The sequence below is a fragment of the Faecalibacterium prausnitzii genome, from assembly GCF_003287495.1.
GTDB classification, from domain to species: Bacteria; Bacillota; Clostridia; order Oscillospirales; family Ruminococcaceae; genus Faecalibacterium; species Faecalibacterium prausnitzii_I.
This window is the reverse complement of sequence record NZ_PRLE01000002.1, coordinates 181,528-199,710: the sequence shown is the minus strand read 5'-3', so window position 1 is coordinate 199,710 and position 18,183 is coordinate 181,528. Positions and strand designations below refer to the sequence as shown.

15 protein-coding genes, 1 other RNA gene and 1 pseudogene are annotated in these 18,183 nt (G+C 59.0%); 5 read left to right on the top strand and 12 right to left on the bottom strand.

Annotated elements, in window-relative coordinates; genetic code table 11:
- Nucleotides 1-64 precede the first annotated feature (64 nt).
- The 9 genes and pseudogenes from C4N22_RS04445 to C4N22_RS04405 all read right to left on the bottom strand — a co-directional run.
- Nucleotides 65-1,507 carry a TrkH family potassium uptake protein gene (locus C4N22_RS04445; RefSeq protein WP_112148129.1) on the bottom strand — a complete coding sequence of 481 codons (1,443 nt, stop codon included), beginning with the start codon at nucleotides 1,505-1,507 and terminating at the stop codon, nucleotides 65-67.
- A 15-nt stretch (nucleotides 1,508-1,522) separates the two neighbouring features.
- Nucleotides 1,523-2,881 carry a Trk system potassium transporter TrkA gene (gene trkA / locus C4N22_RS04440; RefSeq protein ID WP_112148128.1) on the bottom strand — a complete coding sequence of 453 codons (1,359 nt, stop codon included), beginning with the start codon at nucleotides 2,879-2,881 and terminating at the stop codon, nucleotides 1,523-1,525.
- Between the two features lie 229 nt (nucleotides 2,882-3,110).
- A complete protein-coding gene (locus C4N22_RS04435) occupies nucleotides 3,111-4,436 on the bottom strand; it encodes a thymidine phosphorylase (protein WP_112148127.1) in 1,326 nt (441 codons plus the stop codon).
- A 17-nt stretch (nucleotides 4,437-4,453) separates the two neighbouring features.
- The gene (locus tag C4N22_RS04430; protein ID WP_022256073.1) at nucleotides 4,454-5,371 is read right to left on the bottom strand and encodes an ABC transporter permease; all 918 of its coding nucleotides are present in this window, start codon (nucleotides 5,369-5,371) and stop codon (nucleotides 4,454-4,456) included.
- Between the two features lies 1 nt (nucleotide 5,372).
- Complete coding sequence (locus tag C4N22_RS04425; protein WP_022256072.1) at nucleotides 5,373-6,533, bottom strand: ABC transporter permease; 1,161 nt, start codon at nucleotides 6,531-6,533, stop codon at nucleotides 5,373-5,375.
- A gap of 6 nt (nucleotides 6,534-6,539) precedes the next feature.
- Complete coding sequence (locus tag C4N22_RS04420) at nucleotides 6,540-8,051, bottom strand: ABC transporter ATP-binding protein (protein WP_112148321.1); 1,512 nt, start codon at nucleotides 8,049-8,051, stop codon at nucleotides 6,540-6,542.
- Nucleotides 8,052-8,284: 233 nt separating this feature from the next.
- Nucleotides 8,285-9,466, bottom strand: coding sequence for a BMP family lipoprotein (locus C4N22_RS04415; protein WP_112148126.1), 1,182 nt, complete (start codon nucleotides 9,464-9,466; stop codon nucleotides 8,285-8,287).
- A 191-nt stretch (nucleotides 9,467-9,657) separates the two neighbouring features.
- Nucleotides 9,658-10,119 (bottom strand): cytidine deaminase, encoded by a 462-nt coding sequence (locus C4N22_RS04410; protein ID WP_112148320.1) that lies wholly within the window; start codon nucleotides 10,117-10,119, stop codon nucleotides 9,658-9,660.
- A 42-nt stretch (nucleotides 10,120-10,161) separates the two neighbouring features.
- Nucleotides 10,162-10,581, bottom strand: a pseudogene (locus C4N22_RS04405) (GNAT family N-acetyltransferase); the annotation flags it as partial.
- A gap of 172 nt (nucleotides 10,582-10,753) precedes the next feature.
- Between C4N22_RS04405 and C4N22_RS04400 the strand changes: the two are divergent.
- Together C4N22_RS04400 and C4N22_RS04395 are read left to right on the top strand one after the other, a co-directional pair.
- Nucleotides 10,754-11,020, top strand: a complete 267-nt coding sequence (locus C4N22_RS04400; protein WP_022257594.1) for a type II toxin-antitoxin system RelB/DinJ family antitoxin — start codon at nucleotides 10,754-10,756, stop codon at nucleotides 11,018-11,020.
- A complete protein-coding gene (locus C4N22_RS04395; RefSeq protein ID WP_112148125.1) occupies nucleotides 11,020-11,283 on the top strand; it encodes a Txe/YoeB family addiction module toxin in 264 nt (87 codons plus the stop codon). The genes C4N22_RS04400 and C4N22_RS04395 overlap by 1 nt, the downstream gene beginning before the upstream one ends.
- A 60-nt stretch (nucleotides 11,284-11,343) precedes the next feature.
- Here C4N22_RS04395 and deoD read toward each other — a convergent pair whose 3' ends face one another.
- The 3 genes from deoD to C4N22_RS04380 all read right to left on the bottom strand — a co-directional run bounded on the left by deoD (nucleotide 11,344) and on the right by C4N22_RS04380 (nucleotide 15,243).
- Entirely contained in the window at nucleotides 11,344-12,063 is a 720-nt protein-coding gene (deoD, locus tag C4N22_RS04390) for a purine-nucleoside phosphorylase (RefSeq protein WP_112148124.1), read from the bottom strand.
- 191 nt (nucleotides 12,064-12,254) lie between these two features.
- Nucleotides 12,255-14,147 (bottom strand): M23 family metallopeptidase, encoded by a 1,893-nt coding sequence (locus C4N22_RS04385; RefSeq protein WP_242980943.1) that lies wholly within the window; start codon nucleotides 14,145-14,147, stop codon nucleotides 12,255-12,257.
- 190 nt (nucleotides 14,148-14,337) lie between these two features.
- Nucleotides 14,338-15,243: an RluA family pseudouridine synthase gene (locus tag C4N22_RS04380; protein ID WP_022256496.1), complete on the bottom strand. Its 906-nt coding sequence runs from the start codon at nucleotides 15,241-15,243 to the stop codon at nucleotides 14,338-14,340.
- Nucleotides 15,244-15,343: 100 nt separating this feature from the next.
- Here C4N22_RS04380 and rnpB point away from each other — a divergent pair.
- The 3 genes from rnpB (at nucleotide 15,344) to C4N22_RS04365 (ending at nucleotide 18,165) form a co-directional block, all read left to right on the top strand.
- Nucleotides 15,344-15,681, top strand: an RNA gene (rnpB, locus tag C4N22_RS04375) — RNase P RNA component class A.
- A gap of 183 nt (nucleotides 15,682-15,864) precedes the next feature.
- Nucleotides 15,865-17,802 carry an NAD(+) synthase gene (locus C4N22_RS04370; RefSeq protein WP_112148123.1) on the top strand — a complete coding sequence of 646 codons (1,938 nt, stop codon included), beginning with the start codon at nucleotides 15,865-15,867 and terminating at the stop codon, nucleotides 17,800-17,802.
- Nucleotides 17,803-17,808: 6 nt separating this feature from the next.
- A complete protein-coding gene (locus C4N22_RS04365; RefSeq protein ID WP_112115183.1) occupies nucleotides 17,809-18,165 on the top strand; it encodes a NusG domain II-containing protein in 357 nt (118 codons plus the stop codon).
- Nucleotides 18,166-18,183 lie beyond the last annotated feature (18 nt).

Sequence of the window (18,183 nt, the reverse complement as noted above, 5' to 3'; positions counted from 1 at the left end):
TCCAACATCAGAAAAGGCTCCCCGCTGATAAAACGGGAAGCCTTTTTTGTTTGCGGTAAGATTTTCAGAATTTCCGCCAGGTGTCCGGCAGGAAGAGTACCAGCATGGGGAAGATTTCCAGGCGGCCGGCCAGCATGTCAAAGATCATGACGAGCTTGGCAGGGTTGGAGAAGCCGCCAAAGTTCATCATGGGGCCTACCTGATTGAGGCCGGGGCCGATGTTGTTCAGGGTGGCGGCAATGGCGGTAAAGTTGGTCACCATATCAAAGCCATCCAGACTGATCAAGAACAGCGACGCGGCAAAAATAAAGATGTAGGCCGCAAGGAAAACATTGGTGGCGCGGATGGTCTCATGGTTGATGAGCTTGCCGTCCATCCGGGCCGGGGCCACCACCTGGGGATGAAGGGCCTGCTTGAGCTCCTTGCCCAGCGTCTTGCCCAGGATGAGGATGCGGCTCACCTTGATGCCGCCGCCCGTGCTGCCCGCGCAGGCACCCACGAACATCAGCATGACCAGCACTTCCTTGGAGAGGGTGGGCCAGAGGTCAAAATCACAGCTGGAAAAGCCGGTGGTGGTGATGATGGAGCCCACCTGGAACGCCGCATGGCGGAGCGCCACACCCAGGCTGTCGTACATCCCATGGATATTCAGGGTGATGATGCCGATTGCCACCAGAATGATGAGGAAGTAGCCGCGCACTTCTTCGCTGGCGGCTGCCCGCCGGAACCGGCGCAGCAGCAGCAGGAAATAGGTGTTGAAGTTGACACCAAACAGGATCATGAAGATGGTCACGACCCACTGAATATAGGGCGAAAGACTGCCGAAACTGTCGTTCTTGAATCCGAAGCCGCCGGTACCCGCCGTGCCGAACGCCGTCAGCATGGCGTCAAACACCGGCATCCGCCCCACCAGCAGGAAGAGAAATTCCAGCACGGTCAGTGCAAAATAGATTCCGTACAGAATTTTGGCCGTGGACTGTACTTTTGGCACCAGCTTATCCACCTGGGGGCCGGGGCTCTCGGCTTTCATCAGGTTGACATGGGAGCCGCCAGTCAGGGGCAGCAGCGAGAGCAGGAAGACCAGAACACCCATGCCGCCGATCCAGTGGGTGAAGCTGCGCCAGAACAGAACTCCCTTGGGCAGCCCCTCCACGGCGGGCAGGATGCTGGCACCCGTGGTGGTAAAGCCAGACACCGTCTCAAACATGGCATCCACCGGGTTGGGGATGCAGCCCGTGAGCACAAAGGGGATGGCCCCCATGATACTGATGACGACCCAGCTCAGGGCCGTGGTGGCAAAACCTTCCCGCATGTAGAACACCTTGCTGGAAGGCTTGATCCGCCGCAGCAGCAACCCCAGCACCAGGCAGAGTGCCGCCGTAAGCACAAAGACGCCCAGCACGCTCCACTCCCCATAGCACAGGCTGGCGATGGCGGGCAGCAGCAGCAGCGCCGCCTCACAAAACAGAATATAGCTCAGCAGCCGGAACACGATCGCATAATTCATACGTCATGTCCTCCGTCAGTCTTCCACAATGTCCCGCAGGTCGTGCAGGCCGTGCTCCAGCGTGACAACGATGACATTGTCGCCCACCCGGATCTGGTCGCCGCCGCGGGGGATGCGGATCTCATTGCCGCGGGTAATGCAGCAGAGCAGCAGGTTTTTCTTGAGGTGGAGCTGGCTCAGGGGCACGCCCGTGGCCTTGCTCTCCTCATGGACGGTAAATTCCAGTGCTTCCACGCGGTCGTCCAGAATGCGGTAGAGGGTCTTGATGTTGTTGCCCGCCTCGTTCTGCAGGGCACGGACATACTGCACGATGTAATCGCAGGTCATGTACTTGGGGTAGACGATGCTGCCCAGATCCAGCCCGGCCAGAATGTCGTCAAACTCCAGCCGGTTGATCTTGGTGACCAGCTTGCCCTGGGAATGCTTTTTGGCAAACAGAGTCAGCAAAACGTTTTCCTCGTCGATGTTGGTCAGCGCCACGAACGCCTCGGTGGATTCCAGCCCCTCGGAGAGGAGGAACTCGCGATTGGAACCATCCTCGTTCAGGATCTGAGCCCCGGGCAGGGACTCTGCCAGCTCATTGCAGCGGGCCGGGTCCCGCTCCACGATCCGGACACGGACATGATTTTCCAGCAGCTCCTGGCTCAGGTAGTACGCGATGGCGCCGCCGCCCACGATGAGGGCGTTGCGCACCGGGCGCACCGGCAGGTGGATGCGCTGGAAGAACTCGTGGGCCTTTTCCTGCGTGGCAAGGAACGTGACCTGATCGCCGTTCTGGAGCACAAAGTTGCCGTTGGGGATGATGACCCCGCCGTCCCGCTCCACGGCGCAGACCAGAATGTCGCTCTTGAGCCGGGTGGGGATCTCATGGATGGCTACGCCGTCCAGCCCCTGCTGTTCGGTCAGCGCAAATTTAATGAGGCGGACACGGCCGCCCGCAAAGGTATCGATTTTGCTGGCCCCCGGGAAGCGGAGCAGGTGGGAAATTTCCTTGGCCGCTGCCATTTCCGGGTTGATGATGGCCGAAATGCCGATCTGCTTTTTGATAAAGTCCAGCTCATGGCTGTAAGACGGGTTGCGCACACGGGCAATGGCGTGGCAATGGCCCGCCTTTTTGGCGAACATACAGCACAGCAGGTTCAGCTCGTCCGAGCCCGTGACCGCAATAAAGACGTCCGCGTCCTCCACGCCCGCTTCCGACAGGGTGGTGATGGAAGAACCATTGCCCAGGATGCTCATGACGTCGTAGCTCTCGCCAATGTGCTCCACACGGGCCTTATTGGTGTCCACCACCGTCACGTTATGGCCTTCCTCACTCAGCTGGCGTGCCAATGCCGCACCGACCTTGCCGCCGCCTACCAAAACGATCTTCATACCAAAATCCTTTCTTTCCTCACAGGCGGGTGCTCTGCCCTTGCCCGGGAATATCAAATCTTAGTATAGCACATCCGGGCAGAAAGTTCCACCAAATGCGGGCGTTCTCCAACGAATGCAGGGGTTTTGGAGAGGAATCTTAGGCAGATTTAAAATTTCCGCACCCAACACGCAAAAAGCAGGAGCCCGAAACATCTCAGGCTCCTGCTCGCATCTTGAACGAAACCGCTTACTGGTCGTACCGCTCCACGCCGTCCTTGGTGACGAGGGCGTAGACCAGCGGGGCTTCCTCGGGTTGGGTGTCGCCGTAGACCAGGCCGCTGCGGTATTCTTCCGCGGCGGCGGCAAACTTGTCCGGCGCGCCATAGAACGTGGCCAGGCTCTCGCCCTTGTGGACGGTAGCGCCGCGCTTTTTGTGCAGGACGATGCCGGCGGCAAAGTCCAGCGGGTCGCCTTTCTTCTGGCGACCCGCGCCCAGCAGCACGCTGGCAGAACCGATCTTCTCGGCGTCATTCTGGATGATGTAGCCGTCCTGCTCGGCCAGCAGCTCATAGCTGGCGGCGGGCTTTGCAAACAGGCTGTAATCGTCCAGCACGCGGGTGTCGCCGCCCTGGGCTGCGAACATCTGCTTGCACTTTTCAAAGGCGGAGCCGTCCGCGATGACAGCCTCAGCCATGGCGCGGCATTCCGCCGGGGTGCCCCTATCAGCCAGCACCAGCATATTGGTGGCCAGCTGGAGGCAGACCTCGGTCAGGTCGGCCGGGCCCTTGCCCTTGAGCACGTCCATGCTCTCCATCACTTCCAGGCTGTTGCCGATGTTATGGCCCAGCGGGGTGTCCATATCGGTGATCATGGCGGCCACATGGCGGCCATGGTGGGTGCCAATGGAGACCATCAGCTTGGCCAGCTCGATGCTCTGGTCCACGGTCTTCATGAACGCGCCTGTGCCGGTGGTGACATCCAGCAGGATGGCATCCGAGCCGGAGGCCAGCTTTTTGGACATGATGCTGGAGGCGATGAGGGGAATGCAGCTGACGGTGGCGGTCACGTCCCGCAGGGCGTACATCTTTTTATCCGCCACGGCGATGCCCTCGCTCTGGCCGATGACCGAGAGGCCGATCTTGTTCACCTGCGCAAAGAATTCCTCCTGGGTCAGGGCTGTCCGGGTGCCGGGCACGCTCTCCATCTTATCAATGGTGCCGCCGGTATGGCCCAGACCACGGCCGCTCATTTTGGCGATCTTGACGCCGCAGGCCGCCACGATGGGCGCAATGACCAAGGTGGTCTTATCGCCCACGCCGCCGGTGGAGTGCTTGTCCACCTTGATGCCGGGGATGGGCGAAAGATCGACCATGACGCCGCTGTGGGCCATCACATCGGTCAGCTCTGCCGTTTCTTCATCGGTCATGCCGCGCAGGTAGACGGCCATCATCCAGGCCGCCATCTGGTAATCGGCTACCTCGCCGCTGACAAAGCCGTTGACGATGGCTTCCAGCTCTTCCCGGGTGTGGGTGCCGCCATCCCGCTTCTTTGCGATCAGATCATAAATACGCATCGTAGGTCACGCTCCTCTCAGCGGGAACCCTTGTCGTAAGGGATACCCTCGGCCTTGGGGGCCATGCTGTTCTTGGAGGTAAATGCCAGAATGATCATCGAGGCGATGAACGGCATCATGTTGTAGATGTTGCTGGACCAGTGGAACTGTGCCAGGAACGTGGAGTCCGCAATGTTTGCCAGACTCTTGAACACGGCAAAGAACATGGCAGCCCCACAGATGTTGAACGGCTTCCACTGGCCGAAGATCATAACGGCCATGGCCAGGAAGCCTGCACCCGCCACACCGACCTCAAAGTTCCAGGTCTGCACCGGGGGCACGATATAGGCCAGGCCGCCGATGGCACCCAGTGCACCGGAGATCATGACACCTGCATAGCGCATCTTATACACGTTGATGCCCACGGAATCCGCAGCCTGAGGATGCTCGCCGCAGGCACGCAAACGCAGGCCGAAGCGGGTCTTGTACAGCACGATATAGCTGATGATGAGCAGGATGATGCCCAGCGGCACAAAGATGCTCAGTTCCAGCTTGCCGATGCTGAACAGGAACGGCTTGTTGGAGTAGTTCAGCTTGGCGCTGCCGCTGTCGCTGAAGTTTTTGGCAATGACGACGGCCACGGCGGTAGCCAGCAGGTTCAGGGCCGTGCCGCCGATGGTCTGGTCCGCTTTCAGGTTGATGGAAGCAAAGGCCAGCAGCAGGCTGTAGATCACGCCTGCCAGCGCGGCCACCACCACGGCGATGACCACGATGAGCCAGGAGGGCAGGCTCGCCGGGAGCATGGTCAGGGTGAGGACACCCGCCACACCGCCGATGACCATGATGCCTTCCAGCGCGATGTTGATGATGCCGGAGTGCTCACTGAACATGCCGCCCAGAGCGACCAGCATCAGCACGATGCCATACAGCAGGGTATATTTGATCAGAAGCAGCATATCACTTGCCCTCCTTTTTGTTTTCTGCAGGGGCAGGCTCTGCGTTCACGTTGGTCTTATCCGCGTTCTTGAACAGCAGGGCGTGGATCTTGCCGCGGAACAGCATGGAGAATGCGCACAGATAGATGATGATGCCGCTGATGAGATCCGAGATCTCGGTGGGGTAATACTTGGTGGAAAGGAACGAGCCGCCGACCGAGATGTGGGAGATGAACAGGGCAGAGAAAATGGTACCGATGGGGTTGGAACTTGCCAGCAGGGCAACGGAAATGCCGTTGAAGCCCATGGCCGGGAGGCTGGTGGAGTTCAGCGGGTTCCACTGGGACACGTTGGAGAGGTAATACAGGCCTGCGCCGAAACCGGCCAGCGCACCTGCAATGGCCATGGAGAGGATGATGTTCTTCTTCTCGTTGATACCGGCGTAGCGGGCCGCGCTCTTGTTCAGGCCGACCGCCTTGAGCTCATAGCCAAAGGTGGTCTTGTTCAGGATGACCCAGATCAGGACCGCCACGGCTGCCGCCAGGAAGATGGCAATGGTGGTGCTGTTGGTCTGGAACATCTTGTTCAGGCCAAAGTCCGGGATCAATGCCTTGGACAGCTCCGCGCTCTTGCCCAGGTTCAGGGTACGGGTGTTGCGCACATCGTACATGGGGCCGGTGCCGTTCTGGTAGATGAGCTCATTGACGAGGTAAAGGCCGATCCAGTTGAACATGATGGAGGTGATGACCTCGTTGATGTTGAAGTAGGCCTTGAAGAAGCCCGGGATCGCACCCCAGATGCCGCCCAGGATGGTAGCCACCAGCAGGCAGACAAACCAGGGCAGCTTGAGCATGATGGCGCAGTACAGGGCACCAAAGGCACCCAGCGTGTACTGGCCGGAAGCACCGATGTTGAACAGGCCCGTCTTAAAGGCGAAGCCGACGGAAAGGCCGGTCATGACCAGAGGCGCCGCGTTGGCCAGCTCCTTGCCGACGCCATAAGGGGCATCATGGAAGCCGCCCTTGATGATGCGGACAAAGCCGTCGCCCCACGCGTGGGCCGGGTTGATGGCCAGCAGCACGAGGAAGCCGACTGCCATACCAATGACGATGCACAGCAGAGCCGCCATGACGCTCGTGACAGAGCTCTGCAGCCCGCTGTGGGAAAGTTTTTTCTTGTTCATTCCTGTTTACTCCCCTTTCCCCTGCTTGCGGGCACCAGCCATATACAGGCCCAGCTCCTGGACAGTGGTGGTCTTGGGATCAAATTCGCCTACGATCTCACCCTCGTACATGACAAGGATGCGGTCGGAGAGGTTCATCACTTCGTCCAGCTCCAGGCTGACCAGCAGCACGGCCTTGCCCTTATCGCGCTCGGCCACGATCTGCCGGTGGATGTATTCAATGGCGCCGACGTCCAGGCCGCGGGTGGGCTGCACTGCCACCAGCAGCTTGGGGTCTTTGTCGATCTCGCGGGCGATGATGGCTTTCTGCTGGTTGCCGCCGGACATGCTGCGCACGATGGTGGAGCTGCCCTGGCCGCTGCGGACATCGTACTGCGCGATCAGTTTATCGGAGTACTCCCGCACTTTCTCTTTTTGGATGAAGCCGCCTTTCTGGAACTCCGGCTGCCAGTAACGCTGGAGCACCATATTGTTCTCCAGGCTGTAATCCAGCACCAGACCGTGCTTGTGGCGGTCTTCGGGGATATGGCTCATGCCGTCCTTGGAGCGCTGGCGGATGGATTCACGGGTGATGTCCTTTCCGTCCAGCGTAATGGTGCCGCTGGACAGTTTTTCCAGGCCGGTCAGGCCGTAGATGAACTCGGTCTGGCCATTGCCCTCAATGCCCGCCAGGCAGACGATCTCGCCGCCGTGCACCTGGAACGAAACGTTCTTAACGGAGTCTTTCTTGCTCTGGCTGTTGTGCATGGTCACGTTCTTCACGTCCAGCACCGCCTTGCCGGGGTTGGCAGGCTTTTTCTCGACCTGAAGCTGGACATCACGGCCCACCATCATGCGGGAAAGCTCTTCCTTGGTGGTGTCCTTGATCTCCACCGTGCCCATATACTTGCCCTTGCGCAGGACAGTGCAGCGGTCTGCCACCGCCATGATCTCGTTGAGCTTGTGGGTGATGAAGAGGATGGATTTGCCCTCTTTCTTGAACCCGCGCATGATCTCCATGAGCTCGTCGATCTCCTGCGGCGTCAGAACAGCCGTGGGCTCGTCGAAGATCAGGATCTCATTGTCGCGGTAGAGCATTTTCAAGATCTCCACGCGCTGCTGCATGCCAACGGAAATGTCGCTGATGAGGGCGTCCGGGTCCACCCGCAGGCCGTACTTCTCGCTCAGGGCCATGACCTTTTTGCGGGCCTCGGCTTTCTGCAAAAAGCCCATCTTGTTGGGCTCCACGCCCAGGATGATGTTGTCCAGCACGCTGAAGCACTCCACCAGCTTGAAGTGCTGGTGCACCATGCCGATGCCCAGCGCGTTCGCGTCGTTGGGGTTCCGGATGGCGACCTCCTTGCCATTTTTGAGGATCTTGCCCTGTTCCGGCTGATACAGGCCGAACAACACGCTCATCAGCGTGCTCTTGCCTGCACCGTTCTCGCCAAGCAGGGCGTGTACCTCACCTTTACGCAGCTGCAGGGTGATATCATCGTTTGCCTTAATGCCAGGGAATTCCTTGGTAATATGGAGCATCTCGATCACAAAGTCCTCTGCCAATCTGCTCACTCTCCTTTCGTGCCATAGCGACACCGATACTATTCTAGCATCCATTATACCTTATTTCTCTCATTTTGCACACTTCTTTTTGAATTTTTATCGGAATGTTGCAATATAAGTGTTACTTTTGTACATTATACACAAAAAGAGCAGGGCGCTCTTTGGGAAGCGTCCTGCTCTTAAAATGCAGCCTATGCCGCGTTTTGCAATTACTGGATGTAGTTGACCGTGGTGAACTCGCTGACGGTGGGCTTGGTAGCGTCGTCGGAGTTGTTATCGACCACGATCTCGCCGCTCTTGATCTTCTCCTTGACTGCCTCGTACTCATCGGTGGTAAAGGTCTCGAAGTTCCAGCTGTCCTCATCGGTGGGCAGACCGATGTAATCGCCGTCCTCCAGACCGAAGTTGCCATTGGAACCTGCGATGTCGCCCCACTCGCCAGCATCGATATCAGCCAGAGCAGTGTTGACAGCCTCGGTCAGACCCTTCATAGCGGAGGTGATGAACGGGTTATAAGCGTAGGTGCCATCTGCAACGCCCTTTGCACCGATGTAGTTCTGGTCAACGTCAACGCCGATGACGTAGCCGTTGTTCTTCAGAGCAGCCTCCACAGCAGAGGTGTAGATGCCGCCGCCGCAGGCAAAGACGACCTGAGTGCCGTTGGAGTACCAGCCCTCCATACGGGAGGTGATGTTTGCATCGCCGTAGAACTGGCCGCCGTAGAAGTAGTTGATGTCGATGTTGGTGCCCAGCTCCTGAGCAGCAGCGTCAGCGCCCTGCACGAAGCCGTAGCCGTAACGGATAACAGCGGGAACAGCCATGCCGCCCAGGAAGCCCAGCTTGGTCTTGCCGTCCTTTGCAATGGCGTAGCCTGCCAGATAGCCTGCCTGCTCCTCCTTGAAGGTGATGCAGTAGCAGTTGGCGGGGATGGCGTCGGTGCCGATATCGCCCTGAGTCACATCGATGGCGATGAACTTGACATCGGGATACTGGTCAGCAGCCCATGCCAGAGAAGCGCCGTACAGGTAGCCGACGCAGACGATCACATCAGCGCCGTCGTTGACAGCCTGACGGATCTTGGTCTCACGGACCTCATCGGAAGCGTCAGCCTCGGGGATGTAGTACTGGCAGTCATCGCCCATGTAGCTGGAAACAGCAGTCCAGCAAGCCTGGTTGAAGCTCTCGTCATCGATCGTGCCGGTATCGCAGGTCAGAGCGACCTTGACGATCTTGTTGTCGCCGCCCTCAGCAGCGGAAGAAGCCGCGGTGGAAGAAGCGGCAGCGGTGGAGGAAGCGGTGCTGGTGGAGGAAGAACCACCACAAGCGGTCAAAGCAGCTGCGGCTGCGGCTGCGCCAGCCACTGCCAGGAAGTTACGACGAGAAATCATCATAATGAAAACTCTCCTTTTATTTTGAATTCAATTCTGCGTTTTGTTTGCGAAATGCGCACACTTGCACATTTACCGGCTCAAGTATAGCGGGAAGTGATGACAGATGCAAGCGATTTCCGATTACAAAACCTTTACAATATTTTTGCAAAATTCATGCAACAGTACCACTTTTCTTTTCCTTTCGCGGCATTTCAGTCTTCTTTTTCGTCCTCTACGGCCTGATTGCCCGCCACATTGGAGGGACCGAACCCAAAGGGCAGCAGCTCGTCCATGCTGCGCTCCATGAAATCATCCGGCGTTTTGGCCATGATGACGTTCAGCTCCGGGCCGCCAAACTCAAACAGTGCCTGACGGCAGACGCCGCAGGGCGAGGTGATCTGCTTGTTGATCTCGCCCCGGCGGGAGCCTACCACGGCGATGTCCGTAAATTTGGTCACGCCCTCGCTCACGGCTTTGAACAGCGCGGTGCGCTCGGCGCAGCTGGTGGGGGTAAAGGCGGCATTCTCCACATTGCAGCCGGTAAAGACACGGCCATCCTCGGCCCGCAGGGCAGCGCCCACCATAAAGTCGCTGTAAGGCACGTAAGCCCTCTCCCGGGCCTTGAGGGCCATCCGGATGAGCTCCTGCTTTTCTTCGAGAGTCAGTTTCGTCATAGTCGGTTCTCCTTTTTGCAATTTGTAGATATAGCGTTCTTCGTCCTGTGGGACAAAGCCAATGGATTCAAACATTTTCTGCGACTGGGTATTAAAGGAATAGATGTGCGCGAAGCACTCCGCCAAGCCCCTTTCCCGAGCCAGCTCCAGCATTTTTTCGATGACCCTCCGCCCGATGTGTTTATTCTGGTACTCCTTGCAGATGACGATGGCCAGCTCGCCGGTCGTCCGCAGGCTGACGTCACCACAAAGCACACCCCGATACTCGATATAAAACAGTTCCCCGTGTGTGTCCAGATAATGATACATCCGCTTCAGCAGTGGCAAATCATAAACGAAGTCCCTGTTATCTACCTGTTTGCAGAGCTGTGCATCCTGATACCACGCAAGTGCTGTATCGTAGGCCGGATAATACGGAACAAGCCGGATGTTCCCCTCCACAGAAATCGGACTGCGCACCATGTTCACCGTTTCTCTGTTCATCGGCCTCATTCCTTTCTGTGTCGTGTATTTAAGTATAAATCATTCTTTTAAGAAGTGCAAGCGGCGATCATTACGCAGCATTATGCAATGACAGCTCTTGCATTTGTCATTACAAATGAATATAATAGAATTACAAAGGAGGCGCATCAGAATGGCAAATGCAGTCAACGTGAATTTTCGGATGGACCCCGACCTCAAGCGGAGCATGGAGGAGGTCTGCGCCGAGATGGGGCTTTCGATGACGACAGCTTTCACGATTTTTGCAAAGAAAGTGTCGCGCGAGCATCGGATTCCCTTTGAAGTCTCCGCCGACCCTTTCTATTCCGAAAGCAACATCAACCATCTCCGTCAAATCGTCCATGATATTGACACCGGCAAAGCCAAACTCACCGAACATGAACTGATCGAGGTGGACTGATGAGGCTGCTGTGGGAAGAGGAAGCGTGGGAAGATTATTGTCTTTGGCAGACGCGGGACAAAAAGCTGCTGAAGCGAATCAACTCCCTCATAAAAGACATTCAGCGGAACACCTATGAGGGCATCGGCAAGCCCGAGCCTTTGAAGGGAGATTTGAGCGGATGGTGGAGTCGGCGTATCGACGACACTCACCGCATCGTCTACCGGGAGCAGGATGGAAACATCATCATTGCGTCCTGTTACGGTCATTACACGGATACCTGAGAAGCAAAAAGACTGCTGTCGGCCGACAGCAGTCTTTTTGTATTATGCATTATGGTGAAATCAATACTCCGCGCCCAGAGCCACTTTCATCATATCGGTAAAACTCTTCTGGCGCTGCTCGGCGGTGGTGATCTCCGGCGAGACGAAGCTGTCCGAGATGGTCAGCAGGCAGGCGGCGTTTTTGCCCAACACCTGCGCGTTGGCAAACAGGGCAAAGCTTTCCATCTCCACGCAGAGGCAGCCGCGCTCATCCCGCAGCTTTTCCCAGTAGGTGGGCTTTGCGTCGGAGGGCTGGCGGTAGAACACATCCGAGGAGTGGATGTTGCCCTCGATGAGGGGGATGCCCTGCTTGGCAGCCGAAGCGCGGAGCTTGTCGTTCAGGCTCTGGCTGGGCTGGGTGATGTCGCCCTCAAAGCCGCTCTGGACCCGGGCGTAGTTGGACTCGCTCACGGCACCGGTGGCCAGCACGGTATCAAACAGCTTGGCTTTCTCGGTATAGCTGCCTGCGGAGCCGATGCGGATGATGTTTTCCACATCGTAGAACTTGAACAGCTCATAGGAATAGATGCCGATGGAGGGCATTCCCATGCCGCTGCCCATCACGCTGATGGGGCGGCCCTCATAGGTGCCCGTAAAGCCCAGCATCCCACGGACCCCGGTCACCTGCCGGACATCTTTCAGGAACGTGTCGGCAATGAACTTGGCGCGCAGGGGATCGCCGGGCATCAGGACGGTTTTTGCAAAATCGCCTTTCTCGGCATTGATGTGCGGGGTAGACATAGTGCATTCTCCTTTTTATAATGTTATCGTTTCGCAGCAGGGCCCGGCCGCTTTGGAGCCGCAGGCGACCAGCTGTAAATTGACCGATATGCCAAGGGCTCCCCTATTAGGAAAGACTCCCCCGGCCGGGGGAGGTGGCACGAAAGTGCCGAAAGGGGAGTGGCTGGCAATGCGAAGCATTGACTGAGAGGTTATTTTTTCCCCGGGAAGATACTCTGGGGAGGAATATACGAACCATTGAGCCGGATCTCAAAGTGGCAGTGGTTGCCGCTGGAGCGGCCCGTGCTGCCCACATAGCCGATGAGCTGGCCCTGCTTGACGCTCTGGCCCGCGTGGACGGTCAGGGACAGGCAGTGTGCATACACCGAGGTGTACCCGCTGCCGTGGCTAATGATGACCGAGTAGCCGTAGCCCCTGCCCGCGCCGGCGCGCTCATAACCCGCCTTGGTGACCGTGCCGGAAGCCGTGGCATAGATGGGCGTGCCTGCTGCCGCGCAGATATCCACGCCCTTGTGGCCGCTGCTGTACCAGCGGGAACAGTATTTATAGTTGGGGACAGGCCAGAGGAACCTGCCGCTGCCCGTAATGTACTTGGCACCGCCGGTGGAAGCTTTCTTGGTGCCCACCACCACTTTCTTGTTCACCGGCTCCTTGATGGTCTCGGTGGAAAGGATCGTCTGTTCCAGCAGGGCGCCGTTGGTGTCGTAGACATTCCGCATCGTCACGTTCCGCAGGCCGTTCTCACCCTCCTGGGTCGTCCGGGTCACGCCCTTGTTCAGGTCTTTGGACTCGGTGGTCTCGGTGCTGTAGGGGATCTCCTCCTGCCGGGTCTCGACCTTGGTGATCCGGACTTCGAGAGTCGCCTCCTCTTTGGTGACGATGAGCTCGTCTCCCTCTTGGATATTGGAGGTCTCCGTCAGGGGCGCGCCCTTGAAATTCGTGTTCAGGGCGCAGAGCTCTTTAAAGGTCAGGTCGTTCTTCTGGGCAATGGCCCACAGAGTATCGCCTGCCTGGACTTTGTAGATTTTCTCCGCCTGCTGGACACCGGACAGCTTGTTCACGACGTCCTGAAAATCCATGAAGCTCTCGTTGAAGTAGATGCCCTCTTCCAGATCGACGGACTTGTTGAACCCGACGGTCACGTTGGAGTTTTCCTGATCCTCGTAGGGCTCCAGCAGGCTGCTGATGTAGCCGCGCAGGCTGCTGCCGTCGGCGCAGACGGCGGTCAGCTCGCCGTCCAGATACAGGGCCGTGCCTGTGCTGATCTCATCGCTGGCGCTGCTGAGGATGGCGTTGGCCATCTCGTTTTCATCCATCACCGTGTGTCCCACCGAGATGGTGTAGGTCGGCTCAATGGTCCACTCTTTTTTCTCCGTACCGGAGTAATTGATCCGCTGCTGCACGTCCTCGCGGGCCAGGTTAAAGACCGTCTCGTTGGCCACATAGCCCACGGTCTGGCCGTTGACCTGCACCGCCAGCGCATAAGGCTGATACACCATGTGGTTGAACACGGCCACCCAGACAGCCAGCGCGCAGAGCGGCAGGATGTACATGGCCATGCGGGGCAGCAGCTTCACATTGCGCCGGATGCCGTTTGTGAAGAAATGTACACTGGCCTGCAGGGCCGCGCCAAGGCCTTTTTCCTGATGAATCCGGTGGGCATGAACCAGCAGCGCCCCGCAGCCCCGCACAAAGAGGACGATGGGGCCAAACAGGTCCTTGAGCACCTGTGCTGCACCGGGGAACGCCGTGACCATCAGGTCATGGGCCAGCGCTGCAAACCAGGCCGCCACCCACAGGGCTGCCGCGCGGACCCGCCGCCCGGCGCGGACGACGGCATATTCCGTCGAAAAGCCCAGAGCGTACAGGCCCTCGCCCACGGTCTGCACCATGGGGGTGGCCCGCATTTTCTGGGAAACATTGTTCATATGGTGCTGCGTTTTTCGGCGGAACCGATGTCTCCGCAGCAGATGCACACACTGCAGCCGCGCCCAGAGCGAGCGCAGCTTCTCCCCGCGCGGGGCCGTCGGTTTGGGGGCCGACGGCATCTCCTGCTGCGGTTCTGTTGTTTTTTCGTCCAGCAAAAAAGGATGCTCCTTCCGGATTCCAGTTTCTTTCCAGTCAGTAAAACCGCGCCGCAAAGTTTCAAAACGGCACAGTACATCAGTTTATCTTTCTTTTATTATACACTCCGCCCGCACCGAAACAAGCATTATCACAGAATTTGGCGGGAGCTTTCACGGACTTTTCACGAAATATACAAATTCTCGCGTCTCAATCCGTCAAAAGGGCCTGTAGATCCGCCGGGAGCGGGCTTTCCACCGTGATCCGCTGTCGGGGTGCTTCCCAGTCGATCACGATCCCGTCCGGCATCGGTGTATAGGCCGGGATCGTGTATGTCTGTTTTGCACAGTGGAGCGCCTGCCGCCCGACGCGCTCTCGGTGGCCGCCGTAGAGGTCATCCCCGGCCAGCGGGTGGCCAAGAGAGGCAAAGTGGACCCGGATCTGATGGGTCCGCCCCGTTACCGGGACACAGGCCGCCAGGCTGAGGCCATTCTTTGCTTTTAATATGGTATACTCCGTGCGGCTGGGCTTGCCCTCGGGGGTCACGCACCGCCCGATGATGCTGTCGCCCTGCCGCCCGATGGGGGCGTCGATAACGCCGGGGCCGAGAGGCAGTTCCCCCTCCACAATGGCATAGTAGAGCTTTTCCACGCCCTGGGCCAGCAGCGGGGCGGCGTAGCTGTTCCGCGCCGCCAGCACCAGGCCGCTGGTGTCCTTATCAATGCGGTTGACGGGCCGGAAGACCGTGCTCCTCCCCTGTGCCGCCGCCCAGGCCGCATAGCCGTTGGCCAGCGTGTCCAGCGGGTAGTTCAGGGTGGGATGCACGGCCAGGCGGGGCGGCTTTTCCAGCAGGAGGGCAAAAGCGTCCTCGTGGACGACCTGTACCGGGATCTCCGGCTGCGGGGCCACACCCTCACCGTCGGCAGGCAGTTCAAACGAGAGCATCTGCCCGGCGGCGAGGCGGCGGTTTGCCAGGATGGGCTGGCCATCGGCAAAAAAGCCGCTGCCGTGGAATTTCACGGCCCGGGCCAGCTCGGTGGAAACGGCACAGCGGCGCAGAAAATTGCGCAGCAGCACGCCATCCGCCTGCGGCGGCACCGGGAAATACAGTTTCATCCTGCCCGCCCCTTTCCAAGCTCAAAGATAAAGATAGTATACCAAAATTCCGCATCGCTTGCAAATCTTGTTTTTTTATGGTACTATAGGGAGCGGAAAACGAGTGGAACATACGGCGGCGGGGCGGCTTTGACCGCTCTGAGGAAAGTCCGGGCCTCACAGAGCACGGTAACTGCTAACGGCAGCCGAGGGTGACCTTAGGGAAAGTGCAACAGAAAACAAACCGCCGCAGCAATGCGGTAAGGATGAAACGGCGAGGTAAGAGCTCACCAGCGCATGGGTGACCATGCGGCTTTGTAAACCCTACCGGAAGCAACGCCTATATGGGACGGATAGCGCTGCTCGCGTGTCCCGAAGGCGGCACGAACCTGTCAGCAATGGCAGGTCTAGACAGATCGTCGTTTAATACAGAACCCGGCTTACGGTCTATCTCGTTTTCCACTTTTATGGCTTTGGGGGCTGCCGCGGCAACGCGGCGGCTCTTTTTGTTTTTGCAAGTTTTTCCGCCTGTTTCCCAACTGTCACTTTTCGTTTGGGGCAGATTGTGGTATACTATGAGCACGAACCCGGGGCCCTGCTCCTGGTTTTTTGATCAAAACAGACAGGATGTGAAATCCTCCGATGAAAGATGGTTTTTTGAAAGCCGCAGCCCTTTCCCCCGCCCTGCGGGTGGCGGACTGCGTGTATAACACCCAGCAGATCATCGCCCAGCTGCGCGAGGCCGCGGGCCGGGGCGTCAAGCTGGCGGTCTTCCCTGAGTTCTGCCTCACGGGCTACACCTGCGGCGACCTGTTTTTGCAGCGCACCCTCCAGCAGGGAGCGCTGACCGGACTGCAGAGCGTTCTGGACGCCAGCAAAGAGCTGGACATGGTGGCTCTGGTGGGCCTGCCGCTGCTGGTACGGGGCAAACTGTACAACTGCGCCGCTGTCCTCTGCAAGGGCCAGCTGCTGGGCCTGGTGCCCAAGACCTACCTGCCCAACTACGGCGAATTTTACGAAAAGCGCCAGTTCACCCCGGGCAGCACCGAGGTGGAAATGATTGCCGTCTGCGGCCAGCAGGTGCCCTTTGGCACCTCCCTGCTCTTCCGCTGCCGCGAGATGCCCAGCTTTGTGCTGGGCGTGGAGATCTGTGAGGATCTGTGGAGCGCTCTGCCGCCCTCCACGTTCCACGCGCTGGCCGGGGCCACCGTCATCGCCAACCTTTCGGCCAGCGATGAGACGGTGGGCAAAGCCGAGTACCGCCGGGCACTGGTGTCCAACCAGTCCGCCCGCCTGCTCTGCGGCTACCTCTACGCCTCTGCCGGCCACGGTGAGAGCACCCAGGACATGGTGTTTGCCGGCCATGACCTCATTGCCGAGAACGGCACTCTCCTCTCTGAAACGAAGCCTTTTGCGGGCGGTTACGCCGAGACCGAGCTGGACTGCCAGCGGATGGAGAGTGAGCGGGCCCGCAACACCAGCTTTGAGCCCGCTGCAGACGGCTACACCACGGTGGAGTTCAGCCTGCCCCTCACTGAGACGGTGCTGACCCGCTGGGTGGACCCCACCCCGTTCGTGCCCCACAACCAGCAGCTGCGGGCCGAGCGCTGTGAGCTGATTTTGAAAATGCAGGCTGACGGCCTTGCCAAGCGGCTGGATCATGCCCACGCCAAGACCGCCGTCATCGGCATTTCGGGCGGGTTGGACAGCTGCCTGGCCCTGCTGGTGGCCGTGCGTGCCATGAAGCAGCTGGGCCGCCCCACCACCGACGTGCGGGCCGTAACCATGCCCTGCTTCGGCACCACTCACCGCACCCGCAGCAATGCCGAGATTCTGTGCGACGAGCTGAACGTCTCGTTCCAGGAGATCGACATTGCCAATACCGTCCACAGCCATTTTGCCGACATCGGGCAGGATGAGAGCGTGCTGGACGTGACCTTTGAAAACGGTCAGGCCCGCGTTCGCACTCTGGAGCTGATGGACCTTGCCAACCGTACCGGCGGCCTCGTGGTGGGCACCGGCGACCTCTCAGAGCTGGCCCTGGGCTGGGCCACCTACAACGGCGACCACATGAGCATGTACGGCGTCAACGCGGGCGTGCCCAAAACGCTGGTGCGCCATCTGGTGCAGTACGAGGCTGACATTGCCGCCTCCGAAGCGCTCAAGACCGTGCTGCTGGACATTCTGGACACGCCGGTCTCCCCGGAGCTGCTCCCCGCCAAGGACAACGGCGAGATCGCGCAGAAGACGGAAGATCTGGTTGGCCCCTATGAGCTCCATGATTTCTACCTCTACCATGTGCTCCGCTTCGGCTTTGGCCCGGCCAAGATTTTCCGGCTGGCAAAGGCCGCCTTTGCAGGCCGTGCCGAGTACCCGGACAGCGTGCTGTACAAGTGGCTGCGCAACTTCTACTGGCGGTTCTTTGTCCAGCAGTTCAAGCGCAGCTGCCTGCCGGACGGCCCCAAGGTGGGCAGCGTGACCCTCTCGCCTCGCGGCGACTGGCGGATGCCCAGCGACGCGGCAGCTGCCCTCTGGCTGGCCGAACTGGAGCAGATCCCGCTCAACGACAACATTGGATAACAGTTCATGAAACACAAACAGCTTCTCATCAATCTGATCTTTGCCGTCGTGGTTCTTGGAATCGCAGGCGGGTGGTTTGCCTGGCGGGCCGCCCACCGCACGGGTGCAGCGGCCTTAGCCGCTGCCCTGACCTACGGCGACGCCAACACGGTGCTGGATCTCCCGCTGACCAAGGATGCCACCTACGATGTGGACACCGGCTACCTGACCGTGCACATTCAGGTGCAGGACGGAGCCGCCCGCTTTGTGGACTCCCCCTGCCCGGACCACATCTGTGAGCATTACGGCTGGCTGCGGGAAGAAGACCAGACCGCGACCTGTCTGCCGGCCCGCGCCGTGCTGACCATTGTTCCCGTGTCCTGACCCATGGCCAGGCACACT

What these genes read in the sequence shown, in the direction of transcription:
- C4N22_RS04445 (WP_112148129.1), bottom strand. Translation starts at nt 1,507, where the DNA reads ATGAATTATGCGATCGTGTTCCGGCTGCTGAGCTATATTCTGTTTTGT.
- trkA (WP_112148128.1), bottom strand. Translation starts at nt 2,881, where the DNA reads ATGAAGATCGTTTTGGTAGGCGGCGGCAAGGTCGGTGCGGCATTGGCA.
- C4N22_RS04435 (WP_112148127.1), bottom strand. Translation starts at nt 4,436, where the DNA reads ATGCGTATTTATGATCTGATCGCAAAGAAGCGGGATGGCGGCACCCAC.
- C4N22_RS04430 (WP_022256073.1), bottom strand. Translation starts at nt 5,371, where the DNA reads ATGCTGCTTCTGATCAAATATACCCTGCTGTATGGCATCGTGCTGATG.
- C4N22_RS04425 (WP_022256072.1), bottom strand. Translation starts at nt 6,533, where the DNA reads ATGAACAAGAAAAAACTTTCCCACAGCGGGCTGCAGAGCTCTGTCACG.
- C4N22_RS04420 (WP_112148321.1), bottom strand. Translation starts at nt 8,051, where the DNA reads ATGCTCCATATTACCAAGGAATTCCCTGGCATTAAGGCAAACGATGAT.
- C4N22_RS04415 (WP_112148126.1), bottom strand. Translation starts at nt 9,466, where the DNA reads ATGATGATTTCTCGTCGTAACTTCCTGGCAGTGGCTGGCGCAGCCGCA.
- C4N22_RS04410 (WP_112148320.1), bottom strand. Translation starts at nt 10,119, where the DNA reads ATGACGAAACTGACTCTCGAAGAAAAGCAGGAGCTCATCCGGATGGCC.
- C4N22_RS04400 (WP_022257594.1), top strand. Translation starts at nt 10,754, where the DNA reads ATGGCAAATGCAGTCAACGTGAATTTTCGGATGGACCCCGACCTCAAG.
- C4N22_RS04395 (WP_112148125.1), top strand. Translation starts at nt 11,020, where the DNA reads ATGAGGCTGCTGTGGGAAGAGGAAGCGTGGGAAGATTATTGTCTTTGG.
- deoD (WP_112148124.1), bottom strand. Translation starts at nt 12,063, where the DNA reads ATGTCTACCCCGCACATCAATGCCGAGAAAGGCGATTTTGCAAAAACC.
- C4N22_RS04380 (WP_022256496.1), bottom strand. Translation starts at nt 15,243, where the DNA reads ATGAAACTGTATTTCCCGGTGCCGCCGCAGGCGGATGGCGTGCTGCTG.
- C4N22_RS04370 (WP_112148123.1), top strand. Translation starts at nt 15,865, where the DNA reads ATGAAAGATGGTTTTTTGAAAGCCGCAGCCCTTTCCCCCGCCCTGCGG.
- C4N22_RS04365 (WP_112115183.1), top strand. Translation starts at nt 17,809, where the DNA reads ATGAAACACAAACAGCTTCTCATCAATCTGATCTTTGCCGTCGTGGTT.